We start from the raw sequence: 14,878 nt of genomic DNA, 5'->3' as shown, positions 1-14,878 counted from the left end.
CACGCATGTGGAAGCCGCCATCGCGAACTACGAACTCGCCTGGCGCATGCAATCCGCCGTCCCCGAGCTCTGCGACCTCTCCGGCGAATCCGACGCAACCCAAAAGCTCTACGGCATCGACCAGACTTGCACCACCACCGCCGCCTACGGCCAGCAGTGCCTACTCGCGCGGCGATTGGTCGAGCGAGGGGTGCGTTTCATCGAGCTGAGTTGCCTGCCGCAGAAAATCGGAGCCGGACAAGGCCCCAACCCGTGGGATCAGCACGGTGAGATCAAGAAAGGCCACGGCAACATGGCACGTCAGGTCGATCAACCTATCGCCGCGCTCGTCAAAGACCTCAAATCGCGCGGCCTGCTCGACAGTACCCTCGTCGTTTGGGCAGGAGAGTTCGGCCGCACGCCCTTTGCCCAAGGCAGTGATGGCCGCGATCACAATCCCTACGGCTTCACCATCTGGATGGCCGGTGGCGGCATCAAGCCCGGCCACATCTACGGAGCCACCGACGACTTCGGCTATCACGCCATCGAGAACGCCTGCACCGTCTATGACATGTGGGCCACGGTTCTCCACCTCATGGGTATCGACCACGAACTACTGACCTACCGCTTCAGTGGCCGCGATTTGCGGCTCACCGACGTGCATGGGAATGTACTGCGCGATGTGATCGTGTAGGCCGGAAGGTCACGCCTCCAGCTTCCATGGGCCGCGATATTCGCGAGTGAGGAGCTTGGCGGCGTCGGCATCGCCGATGATTTCTTCCTTGGCGGGGTCCCACTTGATGGAACGGTTCGTGAGGAAAGAAATGAGGGCGAGGTGACCGGGCGTGGCACTGCGGTGAGCGGTTTCGACCGGGGTGACGGTGGGCTGGCGGCTTTTCACGCAGTCGAGGAAGTTGCGATGATGGCCCTTGGTTTCGTAGAGACGCGTTTTGATGACGTCGTCGCCGAGTTTCGGGGCGACAGCGGCTTCGATCACCTCGCTGTTCGGGTCTTTTTCATCTTTGCGCTTCTTGATGATCTTCTTGAGCGCGGGATTGGAGCAGTCGAAAGCGCCACCACGGTTCACATAGACCCAGCCGTCGGTGCCGATCCATTTGGTGCCCATCTTGATATCGTCGTGACCGCCAGCGATGATCATGGTGATGTCACCCGCGTACTTCGCCTCGGCGCGATATTTCGTGGCGGTGTTCCAGATGTCGGTGCGTGGCGGCATGTCCACCTGTATGGGGTTGATCTCGATCGGGCCGCTGCGGTCCATGTCCATACCCCAGTGGGCGATGTCGCAATGGTGGCCGATCCAGTCGAGCAACTGACCACCGCCGATGTTGTAATCCCAGCGCCAGTTTTTGTGAACGCGGCACTCGATGTAGTCCTGCATCGCCGCCGGACCGATCCACATCTCGTAATCGAGCTCGGCGGGCGGTGGCGTGACGCTGCGCTTGTCACCGGTCTTAGCGAAGTCGTTGTGGCCGCTCGGCAGGCCGACATGCACCTCCTTGAGTTTGCCAATGAGGCCGTTGCGGACAATTTCGGCGCCGATGCGGAAGTTGTCCTCGCTGCGCTGCCACGAGCCGGTCTGCCAGATGCGTCCATGCTTCTGCACCGCTTTCACAATGGCCTGCTGCTCGGCGATGGTGCGGGCGAGCGGCTTCTCACCGTAGATGTCTTTGCCGTTCTTCGCCGCTTCGATGGAAGTGAGCGCGTGCCAATTGTCCGGCAACGCGAGCATGACGGTGTCGATGTCCTTGCGGGCCATGACTTCACGGTAGTCGTGGTAGGGCTTGCAGTCCTGGTTCTTGTAAGCGCCGTTGATCGTGTTGAGCGCCTTCTCGAGGTTGCGTTTGTCGATATCACAGGCGGCGACGATCTGGCAGTCTTGCTCCTGGAGAAATTTACCGGTGTTACCCGGCCCCATCATGCCCCAGCCGAGGACGGCCATGGTGATTTTGTTCGAGGGCGCGTTCTGTCCGAGCACGCTGGCAGGAATAATGGTGGGAAAGCCGATAGCGGCGGCCGTGCGGCCAATGAACTGACGACGGGAGGAGACAGGGATGCGTTTCATGGCGGAGGTTGGTGAATAGGCAGTTTTTAATCGAAAACGGGACGACAAGTCCAGTCGCAAATCAGAACAACAGGATCGTCAGCTTCTTCGGGCCGTGGGCACCGAGCACGAGGATGCGCTCGATGTCCCCGGTGCGGCTGGGGCCGGTGATGAAAGTCATGAGGCTGGGCCAAGCGGCACCATACCGCTGATGCAGCAGCTCGTAGGCAGCAGGCAGATCAGCGAGCAATTGAGAGCGACGGGCGAGTACGACGTGATGCTCAGGCAGCACGCTCAGCGCACGACCACCACCGCTGCGGCTGGTAAGCAGGACACTGCCAGTTTGCGCGATGAGCGCGTCGCATTCGGAGATTCCGGCATCGCAAGATTCGAGTTCGGTGACGTCGTAGCCGTGGGTGGTGTCTAGCAGAGGCAAGGAGCGAGGAACCAACGCATCGGTGAGGCTGCCTTGATGGGTGGCGAGCTTTTTCCAGCCGTGTTGTTGAGTGAGTTCGAGGAGCTTGGCCATCGCGGCGGTTTCGTCGGGCAGATCGAAGAATTCAGCGCGGAGCGTGGCGGCGTTTTGGGCGAATTGAGCGGTCAGATCGTGAACATTAGGCAAGACGGAGCGCTGCTGAACGATGGAGGCTCGGTATTGGATGGGTGGCGAATCACTGAGGGCCTCGCGGATGCGGGCGAGGGTGAGGTCGCGCGAAGATGTGACCGAAGTGCGGATGCCTTCATCCGCATGCTTGGTTTTGGCGGGTGGGGGCACCCGCGCTCCAATGGCTGCTGCGGATGTGGGCATCCGCGCTCCGGTGGATCGAGCGCGCCACCAGTCTTTGAAGCTTTGTTTCGCGAGTCGGGGTGCCACGCGGCTTTTGGTCCAGCCGCGCATGGGATCGAGCGGCGTGGCGCTGACGAGGCGATGCAGCGGCTGGGCGAATTGGGCGAGCTTGGTGCCAAGATTGTAAACGAAGGGCTGATTGATGCTGCGGGCGAAGAGACGCCACGCGAGGCCTTCCAGCGGGTCAGGCTTCTCCCTGGCGGCATTGCGGCGGCTTTGCAGGAGATGATGATGGAGGTCGATTTTGACCGGGCAAGTCGCGGTGCAGGCTCCGCAGAGAGACGAAGCGCTGCTGAGGTGTTTCCAGTCCTGCAAACCCCGAAGATGCGGCGTGATGACGGCGCCGATGGGGCCTTGATACGTCGTGCCGTAGCTAAGTCCGCCGATGTTTTTGAAGATAGGGCAGACATTGAGGCAGGCACCACAGCGAATGCACTGCAACGCGTCACGCTGCTCGGCATCGGCCAGGAGAGCGGTGCGATGGTTGTCGATGAGGACGACGTGCCATTCTTCGGGACCGTCGGCCTCGCCGGGCTGCTTGGGGCCGCCGTAGGCGGTGTTGTAGCAGGTCAGCGGCTGCCCGGTGCCGGCGGTAGCGAGCATGGGCAGGAAGAGCGCGAGGTCCGCGAGCTTCGGCACGACTTTTTCGATGCCGATGAGCGAGATCATTGTCTTCGGCAGCGCCCCGGTGAGACGGGCGTTGCCCTCGTTCTCCGTGATCGAGATCATGCCGGTCTCGGCGACGATGAAATTGGCCCCGGTGATGCCGACGTCGGCCTGGAGGTATTTTTCCCGCAGCCAGCGACGGGCGATCATGGTGAGCTCTTCAGGATCGTTCGACGGGGCGGATTTAATCTTGTCCTCGAACAACTCGCTGATCTCCTCGCGGCTCAGATGCATGCACGGGAAGACAAAATGGTAGGGTGCTTCGTTTTTGAGCTGCTGGATGAACTCGCCAAGATCGCTTTCGATGACGCCGAAGCCTTCGCGCTCGAGCAGTTCGTTGAGATGAATCTCCTCGGAGGTCATCACCTTGCTCTTGATGATGCGCTTGGCGTTTCGACGGCGAATGATGCCGAGGATGATCGCACGCGCTTCATCGGAATCCTTGGCCCAATGCACCACCGTGCCGCGCGAGGTCGCGTTGCGCTCGAACTCGATCAAATGCTCGTCCAAGCGGCTGATGGCGGCCTTTTTTGTGGCGGCGGCGATGTTGCGGGCCTCCTGCCAGTCTTGAAACGCGCCCTGCGTGTTGCCACGCGCCACGCGGTACTTGTCCATCGCGCTGATGATGCGCTCACGATGGGTGAGGTCAGCGGTGACGCGGGTGGAGTCGGCGAGGAATTGTTCGCGGGCACTCATGAGCGGGAGGTGAGGACTTCGGCGAGGTGAATGGTCTTCAAAGGCTGCTTTTGGTGATCTAGCAGGCCACGAAGGTGCATGAGGCAACTGGAGTCAGCGGAGATCATGTATTCGGCGTTGGTCTCGCGGGCAGAGGCGCATTTAACCTCGCCCATGGCGGTGGAAATCATCGGAAACTTGGTGGCGAAGGTGCCACCGAAGCCGCAGCAGGTCTCGGCTTCCTTCATTTCGACGAGTTCGAGTCCACGCACTTTTTCGAGGAGCTGGCGCGCGGGCTTTTTGAGGTTGAGCTCGCGCAAACCATGGCAGCCGTCGTGGTAGGTGACTTTGTGTGGGAACTCGGCCCCGAGATCGGTGACGCCGAGTTTGTTGACGAGGAAGTCGCTGAACTCCCAGCAATTGTCGGCGAGCGCCTGGGCCTCCGCTTCCTCAGGCTGGCCGTGAAACAGTTCTTTGTAGAAGACCTTGAGCATCGCGCCGCAGGAACCGGAGGCGATGACGACGGCTTCGGAGTTGCGCAAGCGCTTCAGCACAGGACGTGCGGCATCGCGGGCCTCATCCCAGTAGCCGGCGTTGAATGGCGGCTGACCGCAGCAGCCGAGCTCTTCGGGATAGTCGATCTCATGCCCGAGCTTCTCCAAAATGCTGACGATGCTGATGCCGGCCTGCGGGCTGATGAGATCGACGAAGCATGGGATGAAGAGCGTGATGAGCATGGGCGGATGTTGATCAAAACAACGACGAGAGGGAAGTGTTTTCAGCACTCTTCAAGCTGTCCAAAACGCATCAGCAGCTCGTCGGGACTCGTTGAGCGAGCTTCACGGTGTGCGGAATGGCTCCGAGGACGAAGCCAAGGCAATCGACGGCTCCTTGCGGCTTGCCCGGCAGGGCGATGACGAGGCTGCGATCTACGACGGCGGCGAGGCTGCGGGAGAGAATCGCGTTTGGGGTCAAATTGAGGGACTTCATGCGCATCAGCTCGCCAAAGCCGGGAATTTCGACACGCATGATGCCACGGATGGCCTCGGGAGTGACATCACGCTCGGCGATGCCTGTGCCACCCGTGGTGAGGATCAGAGCGCAGCCTTGGGAGGAGAAGGAACGGATGGAATCCTGAATGCGCGTCACGTCATCAGGCACAATGGCCTCCACACCGACGCTCCAGCCGTAGCCTTCGGCGGCTTTCCGCAGCGCGGGGCCGCCGAGATCGTCATACACGCCCTGGCTGGCACGGTCAGAGACAGTGATGATGCCGACTTGCATTCCAGAGGCGACGTTGGTCAAGGCTGAGTTTGAAATCAACCCAAGCGAGCGGGTTCCCCTTATTGAGCTTAGGGCTTGGTAGCGTCCGCCTGGGACTTGCCGTCAGTTTTGGCAGCTGTGGTCGGCTTGTTGTCCAGTTCGACAAGATCGCGGAGGATGTGGATGGTTTCGAGCTTCATCGGCTCGATGCCGTAGGGGAACTTGGAGCCGTCGCCGGCGGCGTCGCCATCCTTGGCAGCAGCAGTACGCATGCCGGAGTTCATCTCCTTGGTAAAAGCAGAATGTGGGACAAGCTCAGGCTTGTCCACGTTGTCTAGAGTGAGGTGGTAAATCTGGAAACCTTTGTCCTTGATACGATCGGCGGTTTCCTGGGTGCGCTTTTCACGTTCCTCGTTCTGCTTGTCGCGACGGGCTTCGGTTTCCATGCGCTCTTTCTCACGCTCGGCAAGATTGAGCGTGACGACATTGCGATCAATCTTGTCCTTCAGACGCTTGGACTCGTCCACGATGTACTGAAACTCAGGATTGGCGGCGATGCGGCTGGCGACGCGGGCGTTGATTTCATCCACTGGGAACGCGTCTTTGCGGAAGAGCGGGTATTTGCGCGGCGGGATGGTGTCATAGGGCAGCGGATTTTCGGCAGCGCCTTCACCGATGTCGAGCACGTCTCGGATGGAGGGAAGTTTCACGTCTGGCACGACGCCTTTGAGCTGGGTCGAACCGCCGGCGATGCGATAGAACTTCTGGATGGTGACCTTGAGGTCGCCGGCGTTCTTTTTGTCGCTGAAGAAAGGCATGTAGCGCTCGACGGGCAGAATGGTCTGCACGGTGCCTTTGCCGAAGGTGGACTGGTCGCCGACGATGAGGGCGCGGCGGTAGTCCTGGAGGGCGGCGGCGAGAATTTCAGAGGCGGAGGCGGAAGCCTTGTTGGTGAGGACGATCATGGGACCGTCATAAACGGGCTTTTCATTGTCGCTGTCGCGCCAGGTAATGCCGCCGCGCCAGTCCTTGGCCTGAACGACCGGACCAGAGGGAACAAAGAGGCCGGTGAGCTTGATAGCCTCGTCCAGGGAGCCCCCGCCGTTGTCTCGAAGATCGAGAACCAAGCCGTCGATCTTTTCCTTCATGAGGCGGCGGAGCAGGCGTTCCACATCAGCGCTGGTGCTGACGGTGCCATTTTCCATATCGGCGTAGAAATTGGAGAGATTGATCCAGCCGACCTTGAGCGGCTTGCCGAGGTCAGGTGGGGTGACGAGCATCTCGGCATTGGCGAGTTTTTCCTTGAGCGGCACCTCGTCACGGATGATGGCGATGACTCGATTGGCAGAGGGATCGTCGGCGGGGACGATTTTCAGACGAACAGTGGTGCCTTTCTCGCCGCGGATCATGTCCACGATCTTTTGGAGCTTCAGGTACTTCACATCGACGAACTCATCCTCACCCTGGGCGACGGCGGTGATGCGGTCGTTAAGCTTGAGCTCGCCTTGCTTGTCAGCCGGACCGCCGACGACGATTCCCTGAATTTCAGCGCCGTCGTCTTTCTGGCCGAGCAAAGCGCCGATGCCGACGAGCTTGTGCGACATGTGGATTTTGAAATTGTCACTCTCGTCCGTGCTCATGTACTCGGTGTGCGGGTCGTAGGCGGTGGCGAGACTGGAAAGGAAAAAGTTCACGACATCCTTGCTGTCGTTCTCGTCGATGCTTTCGAGCAGCGTGGTGTAATCCTTCAGAACGCGCTCCTTCGGCGTCATGTCCTTTTCATCTTTGTCTTTTTTGGGTGTTTCCTTGGCCACGACCTTCGTAGCCTCGGGGGTGCCAGGCGTCTTGGCAGTTTCGGGGGCTTGCACCTCGGGCTTGGTGGTGCTTGCGGCCGCGTTCACGGTGCTTGCAGGCGAGTCCTTAGGTTTTGCCTCGGCGGTGCCGTCTTTTTTGGCGGCGGCGGCTTTCTCGGCCTTTTTCTTCTCGTCGCGGATACGGGCCTCATCGACGAGGCGCTCGGCGAGAAGGTTGTCCTCAATGATGTCGAGCCAGAGCTTGTCCTGCTCGGCCTTGTCCTTGGGCCAGGGGGCCTTGTCACGTTTGATCTCGATGCTGCGTTTGGAGTCAAAGGTGAATTTTTCCGACTCGATGGCCTTTTTGAGGAACTCGACACGATCTTTGACGCGCTCCTTGTAAATGTCGTAGATTTCGAGGGCGGGGCTGATGTTCCGCATCAGAACATGGTCGTCGAGCGTGGTCTCATACTTGTCCTTGAACTCATCCACATCCTTCTGGGTGAAGAAGATGTGCTTAAAGTCGAGCATGTTCAGGTAGTTGTGCAGCATCGTGCCGGACACCTTGTCGTCAAAGTCCTGCTTCGAGTAGTGGTGGTTCTGCAACATGTAGGCCACATGCATGGCCACCTGGCCAAAATTGGTTTCAGCCTGCGCCGACGGGGTGAGAAGCGCGAGCGCGGTTGCCGCCGCCGCGACTTGAGAAAAGAAGGAACGATTCATGGGGGTGTCCTGAACTATAACGAGCCTCGCGACCCGTTTTGCCTCATGATTTTGCCTTTTCCGTGTTGAAATGTCCAACGCTTTCCCGTCTTTCGCCTCCCCCATGTCTGAAATCCACACCTACACCGGCGGCATCGCCGCCACGAACGGCCATCTCCTCACTCTGCCAGGAGGCACCGTGCTCGTGGACGCGCCCGACGGCATTGCCAGCTGGCTGAAGAAGCAAAACCTGCAAGTGAACGCGCTTTTTCTCACCCACCAGCATTTCGATCACGTTCTCGATGCCGCCGCCGTCAAAGCGCAGCACGGCTGCCGGGTTTACGCCTTTGCGCCCTTTTCGCGCGATCTGACCCTGGAGCGGCTCTATGGCGCAGTGACAGGCAGTTCCTTCTCCGTGCCAGAGTTTGAAGTCGATGAAATCCTCGAAGGCAAAAGCACACTGGAGGCCCTCGGCGAGACCTGGCGGCTCCACCATGTGCCGGGCCATTCGCCTGACAGCGTGTGCTTTCATCTCGCCGCGCAAAACCTGCTCTTCGGCGGCGACGTGCTCTTTCTGGATGGAGTAGGCCGCACCGACTTCCCCGGCGGCTCCACCCAACTGCTCCTCACCGGCATCGAAACGAAGCTGTTCAAACTACCCGACGCCACCCGCGTCTTCCCCGGCCACGGCGACGACACCACCATTGGGCGCGAACGCGCGGAGAATCCCTTCCTCACCTGATTCCGGCATTCGTCATTCTGCATTCGTCATTTCCCAATGCCCCGCTCGCTCCACGACCTCACCTTCGACCAGCTCCGAGAGCTGATCGTGGCCGAAGGTCTGCGTCCGGCGCATGCAGGGACGCTTTGGAACACGCTGCACTTCAAGGCGATGGCCGATCCGCTCACCCGCGAAGATCTCGTGCCACCGCTGCGCCAATGGCTTATGAAAGTGCTCAGCGACGGCTCTTGGTCGCTCGATGTGCCGCCTGTTTCATCCGACACGCCCAGCAGCGATGGTTTGACGCACAAGTTCCTCCTGCGCATGGCCGATGCGCAGGAGATCGAGACCGTCATCATGGGCTACCCCGGTCGCCACACCGCCTGCGTCAGCACCCAGGCCGGTTGTGCGATGGGCTGTGTCTTTTGCGCCACCGGCCAGATGGGCTTCGTGCGGCATCTGCGACCGGGTGAAATCGTCGCCCAAGTGCTGCATGCACAGCGAATCCTGCGTGCGAAAGGCGAACGCGGCCTGCGCAATCTCGTCTTCATGGGCATGGGCGAGCCTTTGCACAATTACGACGCCGTGATGACCGCTCTCGACATCATTTGCGACACGCGTGGCCTGAACATCGGCCCCAGCAAGATCAGCGTCTCCACCGTCGGCGTCGTGCCCGGCATTTTGCGCATGGCGGCGGAAAACCGGCCCTACAACCTCGCCGTCAGCCTCCATGCCGCCACGGAGGAGGAACGCGCGAAATTGATCCCCGCCAACCAGCGCTGGCCGCTCACCGAACTCATCGCCGCCTGCCGCAGCTACAACGCGCAAACCGGTCGCCGCATCTTCTTCGCCTGGACCTTGATCCACGGCGTCAACGACACCCCCGAGCACGCGAAACGCATCGCCGAACTGCTCAGCGGCCTTGACGCCCACATCAATCTCATCCCACTCAACCGCACCGAAGGCTACACAGGCACCGAAAGCAGCGACACCGCCGCCGACACCTTCCACCGCATCCTCCAAGAAGCCGGATTCCCCTGCACCATCCGGCAAAGACGCGGCATTGATGTGGCGGCGGGATGCGGGCAGCTCAAAGCGGCCAAGCAGTCGCGAAGGAAGGCGGCTTGAGGGCGCTCGGCATGAAGTTTGCGTGAACCAAATGTGAATTCATCTTCACAAAATCACAGCCTGCTTGCCCCAGCAGTCTCAGCGCTCGTATCTTATCGCATGCCCCGTCGTGTTCTTTTGCTCAACCTGCTTGCCTGTTTTTGGTGCTGTGCCGTGCTCAACGTGCGTCTTCATCTCGCCGGCCACCATCATTACATCTTTCTGCTGTGGAACCTCTTCCTGGCCGCCATCCCGCTCGGCCTCAGTCTGGGACTGGGACGCGTCAACCGCCTCGTCCTCGCGCTGCCACTGCTGGCGGTCTGGCTGCTGTTCTTCCCGAACGCGCCTTATGTCCTCACCGATCTGATCCATCTCAACGCCAGACGCAGTGGACAGGTGCCGCAGTGGCTGGACTTGCTCATGCTGCTGTCCTTCGCCCTCGTCTCGCTGTGGTTCGGCTTCCAATCCCTGCGCATCGTTCAGCACTGGCTGGCGCGGCGCTACTCGCATGCCGCAGGATGGAGCGCGGCCCTCGGTACGCTCGCCCTCAGCGGCTTTGGCGTTTATCTCGGCCGTTTTCCGCGTTGGAACAGTTGGGACATCGTGCATCGGCCGCAATTGCTGCTCCAGGACATCGCCGGACGCGTCCTCGACCCCGTCCAGCACGCTCAAACCTGGGGCTTCACCCTCGGTTTCGGCACGTTGCTCATCTTCGGCTACCTGTTTTGGATTTCAGCCACGACACCGCAGCCTGCCGAGGTTAAAATCGATCAGCCGTGTCCCACTACGATCCCAGTAACGACCTCCTGATGCTATTCGATGGTGTCTGCCATCTCTGCGATGCCAGTGTGCGTTTCATCCTGCGGCGTGATCCGGCGGGCAAAATCAAGTTCGCCCCGATTCAAAGCCCGCTGGGCCGCGAACTCTACACCCGCCACGGCCTCGATCCCGAGGCACCCAACACCTTCCTCTTTCTAACGCCCCAAGGAACCTTCAAAGCCAGTGACGCCGCCCTCGAAGTCGCCCGCACTCTCGGCGGCCTGTGGAAGATCGCCCTCATCTTCAAACCGCTGCCACGATCTCTGCGCGATGCCGCCTATGACTTCATTGCTCGCAACCGCTACCGCTGGTTCGGCAAAGACGAGACCTGCATGATGCCGACGCCGGAGTTGAAGGAGCGCGTGGTGACGAAGTGAATTCCTCCTCGCGCACCCCAAACCTCGCGTGCTAAGCTCCCGAATGCCGCAAGCATCCCCTTCCCCGACTTCCACCCGCGAACGCCTTGGTTTCGTGCGTGTGGCGGCAGTGTCGCCAGAACTTGCTCTAGGCGATGCGGGCAAGAATGTCGCGATCCTTGCGCGTGAGGCCCGTTCATTGGCGCATCGTGGTTGTAGGCTCGTTGTTTTCCCGGAGCTGAGCCTTACCGGCTATTCCTGTGCTGATTTGTTTCATACGGAGGCGCTGCGAGCGGCTGCGTTGCGAGGTTTGGGCGAACTGGCTCAGGCGACGCATGATCTGCCGACGGTGTTGGTCGTGGGACTGCCTCTACTGGTGCAGGACCGGCTTTACAACGTGGCGGCGGTGCTGGCGAAGGGCCGCGTGCTCGGTCTGGTGCCGAAATCATTCCTACCAAACTCGGCGGAGTTTTACGAGCGGCGCTGGTTCTCACCGGCGCACACGCTAGGCACCACGATGACGATGCTGAATGGCGAAGACGTGCCGATTGGCGCGGAACTGCTGTTTGAGGCACGCGATGTGACCGGCTTCGTGCTCGGCGTCGAGATTTGTGAGGATTTATGGACGGTGATTCCGCCGTCGAGCCATCTCGCGCTCGCCGGAGCCACGCTGCTGGCGAATCCATCGGCCAGCACCGAAGTTTTGGGCAAGGCACCGTATCGCCGTCATCTCGTGGCGCAGCAGGCGGCACGCTGTCTGGCTGCTTATGTTTATGCGGGTGCTGGAGCGGGTGAATCGAGCACGGACGTGGTTTATTCGGGCCACTGCCTCGTGGCTGAAAACGGCATCCTCCTGGGCGAGAGCGAGCGCTTTTCCTTCGAGACACGGCAAATCGTTGCCGATGTCGATGTGCAGCATCTGGCGCATGACCGGCTGAAAAGCTCGTCATTCCGCGATGAGGCCAGCACGCTGCCGATGCATCGCATCACCTTCGATCTCGGCCCGACTTTGGGCGGCGATGATAAGCTGCTGCGCACGATCTCCGCGCATCCGTTCGTGCCTTCGGCTAAAGTGGATCGTGCAGCGGTGTGCGAGGAGATTTTCGCGATTCAGGCCACGGGACTGGCCCGCAGAATCAAACAAGCGCGTGCAAAGACAGCGGTGCTGGGTTTGTCCGGCGGACTCGACTCGACGCTGGCCTTGCTGGTGATGCTGGAAGCGCTGAAACGCGCGGGAATGCCACTGAGCGCCGCTTTGACGATCACCATGCCCGGATTCGGCACCACGACGCGGACCAAGGGCAATGCCGAGCAACTCGCGGAGGCACTGAACATCGAACTGCGCACGATTTCGATCAACGAGGCGGTGCGGCAGCACTTCGCGGACATTGGACACTCCGAACATCAGCACGACGCGACTTACGAGAACTCGCAGGCACGCGAGCGCACCCAGATCCTCATGGACATCGCCAACAAGACCGGCGGCATCGTCGTCGGCACCGGCGATCTGTCCGAAGCGGCGCTGGGCTGGTGCACCTTCAATGGCGACCACATGTCGATGTATCATGTGAACTCCGGCGTGCCGAAGACGCTGGTGCGTTACCTGATCGAATGGTGCGCCGAAGGTCCGTTTGCGGAAAAAGCCGGCGCGATCCTGCGCGACATCGCCGACACGCCGATCACGCCCGAATTGCTGCCGCTCGCAGCCGATGAATCACTCCAGCAGAAGACCGAGGACACCATCGGGCCGTATGAGTTGCATGACTTCTTCCTGTTCCACTTCGTGCGTCACGGCAGTAGCGCCGAAAAAATCCGCTGGCTGGCCGCGCAAGCCTTTGCGGGCAAATACGACGATGAAACCATCGCCAAGTGGCTCGCGCTGTTCTTCAAACGCTTCGCCCAAAACCAGTTCAAGCGCTCCAGCGTGCCCGACGGTCCCAAAGTCGGCTCCGTAGCACTCTCCCCGCGTGGTGACTGGCGCATGCCGAGCGATTACGCCGGGGATTTGAACTCATAAGAAACCACCATGTTCCGATTCCTTGCCCTGAGCCTGCTGTTCACCCTCTGCGCCTGCTCACGCAGCAACAAACTCATCATCGGCACGGACGCGACGTATCCGCCGTTTGAGTATGTCGATGAAAAAGGCCAGATCTGCGGCGTGGACATCGAGGTGGGGCGGGAGATTGCCAAGGCGCTCGGACGCGAGGTGGAATTTCGCAACATCAACTTCGACGGCCTCATCACCGCACTGCGCACGGGTTCGGTAGATCTGGTGATCTCGTCCATGACGGCCACGCCAGAGCGGCGGCAGTCGATCGACTTCTCCGAGCCGTATGTGAAGACCGGGCTGTCCATTCTGGCCGCGAAAGACTCCACTGTGCAAAACGCGACCGATTTAAAGACGCCTGGCCGCAAGATCGTCGTTCGCCTCGGCACCACCGGGGAGCACTGGGCACGGGAAAATCTCAAGGAGGCCAAGATCATCGCGCTCGATGCGGATGTGTCCTGCGTGATGGAAGTGGTGAACGCGAACGTCGATGCGTGGGTTTACGACCAGCTCTCGATCATGAACTACCACTCCAAACACGCCGACAAAACCCGCGCCTTGCTCGCCCCGCTGCGGGAAGAAGTTTGGGCCGTTGGCCTGAAGCAGGGCGATGACGAACTGAAAGCGAAGGTGAATGATGTTCTCGCCCGCATGCGTAGCGACGGCAGCTTTAGTAAGTTGGCCGAACGCTTCATGGCGAAGGAAAATGAAATGATGACGGCGCAGGGGCTGCCGTTTGTGTTTGAACTGAAGTAGTCCAGTCGCGGCGCGACTGGACTTGGTGGCACCGGTTGCGGCGCAACCGGGCTACTTTGCCAAAGCGTGATCATCCGGCTTCACGCCGGTTTTGTTGCCTTTAAAACCGTACATCGTGGGTTGGTAGTCGCCGATGGGGGTAACCTCGGCTTTCTCCGGCACTTCAAGACCAAGCCCCCAGAAGGTGGCGTTCACGACGAGGCGGCGGGTGCCTTCGGTAGCGAGATCGCTGGCGGCCCCCATGGTGGTGCAGAAGACTTTGTTTTCACCGCCGGCATCGTTTTTCACCACACGCACCCAGGCGACAGGCATCATAGGAGTGTTCACGTCCTGCTCGGTGCCCGCTTTGGTCTTTTTAGTGTAGGCGGCGGGTGGGGTGTCGGCGGTCATGCCCTGAAGGATCTGACCACGAGCGAGAATGACGGAGTCTACGGGCGGGGCGGCTTCATAGACGTCGCTGTTGCCGAAAAGATCGCTCACACCACGCAGGATGGGATGATTGGCGTTGGCGGACTCGATGACGCCCTTGGTGGCCTCGACCTTGTGCTTGCCCCAGTGGCTGACCCAGGTTTCACCGAGCACTTTGCGGCCCCAGCCACCTTCGGGATTGTTCCAGTTCCATGAGGCGAAGGGGCTGTCCTTGGCATAGCCGTTGAAGGCATGCGTGCTGGTGCGCAAAGCGATGATGGGGACGCCACGATTGACCGCAGTGGCAAATTTTTTGCTCGTGGCTTCATCCCAATGGCGGAAACGCAGCAGCATGACGATGGCATCGGCGGAATCGAGCGCTTCGGGATGGCTCAAACTGCCACCAGCCGTGGGATCAATGGTGCCGTCGGCTCCAAGGCTGAAGAGCACGGTGCATTTGAAACCGTGGCGCTGGCTGAGGATCTTGCCGAGCATGGGCATGGCTTCCTCGCTGCGGTATTCCTCATCGCCGGAAAGCAGGACGATGTGTTTTCCTTTGGTCTCACCGACGGGTTCATAGACGACGTGATCGGCAGCGAGCAGGCAGGATGCGGCGAGAAGAGAAAGTACGAATTGTTTCATGATGGTTGGTGGGAACTGGCGAAGGATGAGACATA

At 60.3% G+C, this 14,878-nt stretch carries 13 protein-coding genes; 7 read left to right on the top strand and 6 right to left on the bottom strand.

Translation table 11 applies throughout. From position 1 onward, the window contains the following. On the top strand, nucleotides 1-673 hold a 673-nt coding region (locus tag ACILSI_RS18880), incomplete at its 5' end, for a DUF1501 domain-containing protein (RefSeq protein ID WP_395723463.1). A 9-nt stretch (nucleotides 674-682) separates the two neighbouring features. Here the strand turns inward: ACILSI_RS18880 and ACILSI_RS18875 are convergent. The 5 genes from ACILSI_RS18875 to ACILSI_RS18855 all read right to left on the bottom strand — a co-directional run bounded on the left by ACILSI_RS18875 (nucleotide 683) and on the right by ACILSI_RS18855 (nucleotide 8,008). Further along, nucleotides 683-2,062 carry a Gfo/Idh/MocA family protein gene (locus ACILSI_RS18875; RefSeq protein ID WP_395723462.1) on the bottom strand — a complete coding sequence of 460 codons (1,380 nt, stop codon included), beginning with the start codon at nucleotides 2,060-2,062 and terminating at the stop codon, nucleotides 683-685. A 61-nt stretch (nucleotides 2,063-2,123) separates the two neighbouring features. Next, nucleotides 2,124-4,250, bottom strand: a complete 2,127-nt coding sequence (locus ACILSI_RS18870; RefSeq protein WP_395723461.1) for a LutB/LldF family L-lactate oxidation iron-sulfur protein — start codon at nucleotides 4,248-4,250, stop codon at nucleotides 2,124-2,126. Then, nucleotides 4,247-4,966, bottom strand: a complete 720-nt coding sequence (locus tag ACILSI_RS18865; protein WP_395723460.1) for a (Fe-S)-binding protein — start codon at nucleotides 4,964-4,966, stop codon at nucleotides 4,247-4,249. The genes ACILSI_RS18870 and ACILSI_RS18865 overlap by 4 nt, the downstream gene beginning before the upstream one ends. A 70-nt stretch (nucleotides 4,967-5,036) precedes the next feature. Then, on the bottom strand, nucleotides 5,037-5,513 hold the full coding sequence (locus ACILSI_RS18860; RefSeq protein ID WP_395723459.1) for a molybdenum cofactor biosynthesis protein B: 477 nt from the start codon (nucleotides 5,511-5,513) through the stop codon (nucleotides 5,037-5,039). A gap of 68 nt (nucleotides 5,514-5,581) precedes the next feature. Next, complete coding sequence (locus ACILSI_RS18855; protein ID WP_395723458.1) at nucleotides 5,582-8,008, bottom strand: carboxy terminal-processing peptidase; 2,427 nt, start codon at nucleotides 8,006-8,008, stop codon at nucleotides 5,582-5,584. A gap of 103 nt (nucleotides 8,009-8,111) precedes the next feature. Between ACILSI_RS18855 and ACILSI_RS18850 the strand changes: the two genes are divergently transcribed. The 6 genes from ACILSI_RS18850 to ACILSI_RS18825 all read left to right on the top strand — a co-directional run bounded on the left by ACILSI_RS18850 (nucleotide 8,112) and on the right by ACILSI_RS18825 (nucleotide 13,793). Further along, a complete protein-coding gene (locus ACILSI_RS18850; RefSeq protein WP_395723457.1) occupies nucleotides 8,112-8,729 on the top strand; it encodes an MBL fold metallo-hydrolase in 618 nt (205 codons plus the stop codon). A 36-nt stretch (nucleotides 8,730-8,765) separates the two neighbouring features. Further along, nucleotides 8,766-9,836, top strand: coding sequence for a 23S rRNA (adenine(2503)-C(2))-methyltransferase RlmN (rlmN, locus tag ACILSI_RS18845; protein ID WP_395723456.1), 1,071 nt, complete (start codon nucleotides 8,766-8,768; stop codon nucleotides 9,834-9,836). A gap of 99 nt (nucleotides 9,837-9,935) precedes the next feature. After that, on the top strand, nucleotides 9,936-10,625 hold the full coding sequence (locus ACILSI_RS18840) for a DUF1361 domain-containing protein (protein ID WP_395723455.1): 690 nt from the start codon (nucleotides 9,936-9,938) through the stop codon (nucleotides 10,623-10,625). Then, nucleotides 10,592-11,011, top strand: coding sequence for a thiol-disulfide oxidoreductase DCC family protein (locus tag ACILSI_RS18835; RefSeq protein ID WP_395723454.1), 420 nt, complete (start codon nucleotides 10,592-10,594; stop codon nucleotides 11,009-11,011). The genes ACILSI_RS18840 and ACILSI_RS18835 overlap by 34 nt, the downstream gene beginning before the upstream one ends. A 43-nt stretch (nucleotides 11,012-11,054) precedes the next feature. Further along, on the top strand, nucleotides 11,055-13,007 hold the full coding sequence (locus ACILSI_RS18830; protein ID WP_395723453.1) for an NAD(+) synthase: 1,953 nt from the start codon (nucleotides 11,055-11,057) through the stop codon (nucleotides 13,005-13,007). A gap of 9 nt (nucleotides 13,008-13,016) precedes the next feature. Then, complete coding sequence (locus tag ACILSI_RS18825) at nucleotides 13,017-13,793, top strand: transporter substrate-binding domain-containing protein (protein ID WP_395723452.1); 777 nt, start codon at nucleotides 13,017-13,019, stop codon at nucleotides 13,791-13,793. Between the two features lie 51 nt (nucleotides 13,794-13,844). On the opposite strand, the gene ACILSI_RS18820 is transcribed toward ACILSI_RS18825, so the two are convergent. After that, complete coding sequence (locus ACILSI_RS18820) at nucleotides 13,845-14,843, bottom strand: hypothetical protein (RefSeq protein ID WP_395723451.1); 999 nt, start codon at nucleotides 14,841-14,843, stop codon at nucleotides 13,845-13,847. Nucleotides 14,844-14,878: the final 35 nt, after the last annotated feature.

This window comes from Prosthecobacter sp., from assembly GCF_044232965.1.
Lineage (GTDB): Bacteria > Verrucomicrobiota > Verrucomicrobiia > Verrucomicrobiales > Verrucomicrobiaceae > Prosthecobacter.
The sequence above is the reverse complement of the archived record's forward strand: the minus strand, read 5'-3'. Positions and strand labels throughout refer to the sequence as shown.

Excerpts from the sequence above, each read along its gene's own strand:
- ACILSI_RS18875 (WP_395723462.1), bottom strand. The coding sequence starts at position 2,062 with ATGAAACGCATCCCTGTCTCCTCCCGTCGTCAGTTCATTGGCCGCACG.
- ACILSI_RS18870 (WP_395723461.1), bottom strand. The coding sequence starts at position 4,250 with ATGAGTGCCCGCGAACAATTCCTCGCCGACTCCACCCGCGTCACCGCT.
- ACILSI_RS18865 (WP_395723460.1), bottom strand. The coding sequence starts at position 4,966 with ATGCTCATCACGCTCTTCATCCCATGCTTCGTCGATCTCATCAGCCCG.
- ACILSI_RS18860 (WP_395723459.1), bottom strand. The coding sequence starts at position 5,513 with ATGCAAGTCGGCATCATCACTGTCTCTGACCGTGCCAGCCAGGGCGTG.
- ACILSI_RS18855 (WP_395723458.1), bottom strand. The coding sequence starts at position 8,008 with ATGAATCGTTCCTTCTTTTCTCAAGTCGCGGCGGCGGCAACCGCGCTC.
- ACILSI_RS18850 (WP_395723457.1), top strand. The coding sequence starts at position 8,112 with ATGTCTGAAATCCACACCTACACCGGCGGCATCGCCGCCACGAACGGC.
- rlmN (WP_395723456.1), top strand. The coding sequence starts at position 8,766 with ATGCCCCGCTCGCTCCACGACCTCACCTTCGACCAGCTCCGAGAGCTG.
- ACILSI_RS18840 (WP_395723455.1), top strand. The coding sequence starts at position 9,936 with ATGCCCCGTCGTGTTCTTTTGCTCAACCTGCTTGCCTGTTTTTGGTGC.
- ACILSI_RS18830 (WP_395723453.1), top strand. The coding sequence starts at position 11,055 with ATGCCGCAAGCATCCCCTTCCCCGACTTCCACCCGCGAACGCCTTGGT.
- ACILSI_RS18825 (WP_395723452.1), top strand. The coding sequence starts at position 13,017 with ATGTTCCGATTCCTTGCCCTGAGCCTGCTGTTCACCCTCTGCGCCTGC.
- ACILSI_RS18820 (WP_395723451.1), bottom strand. The coding sequence starts at position 14,843 with ATGAAACAATTCGTACTTTCTCTTCTCGCCGCATCCTGCCTGCTCGCT.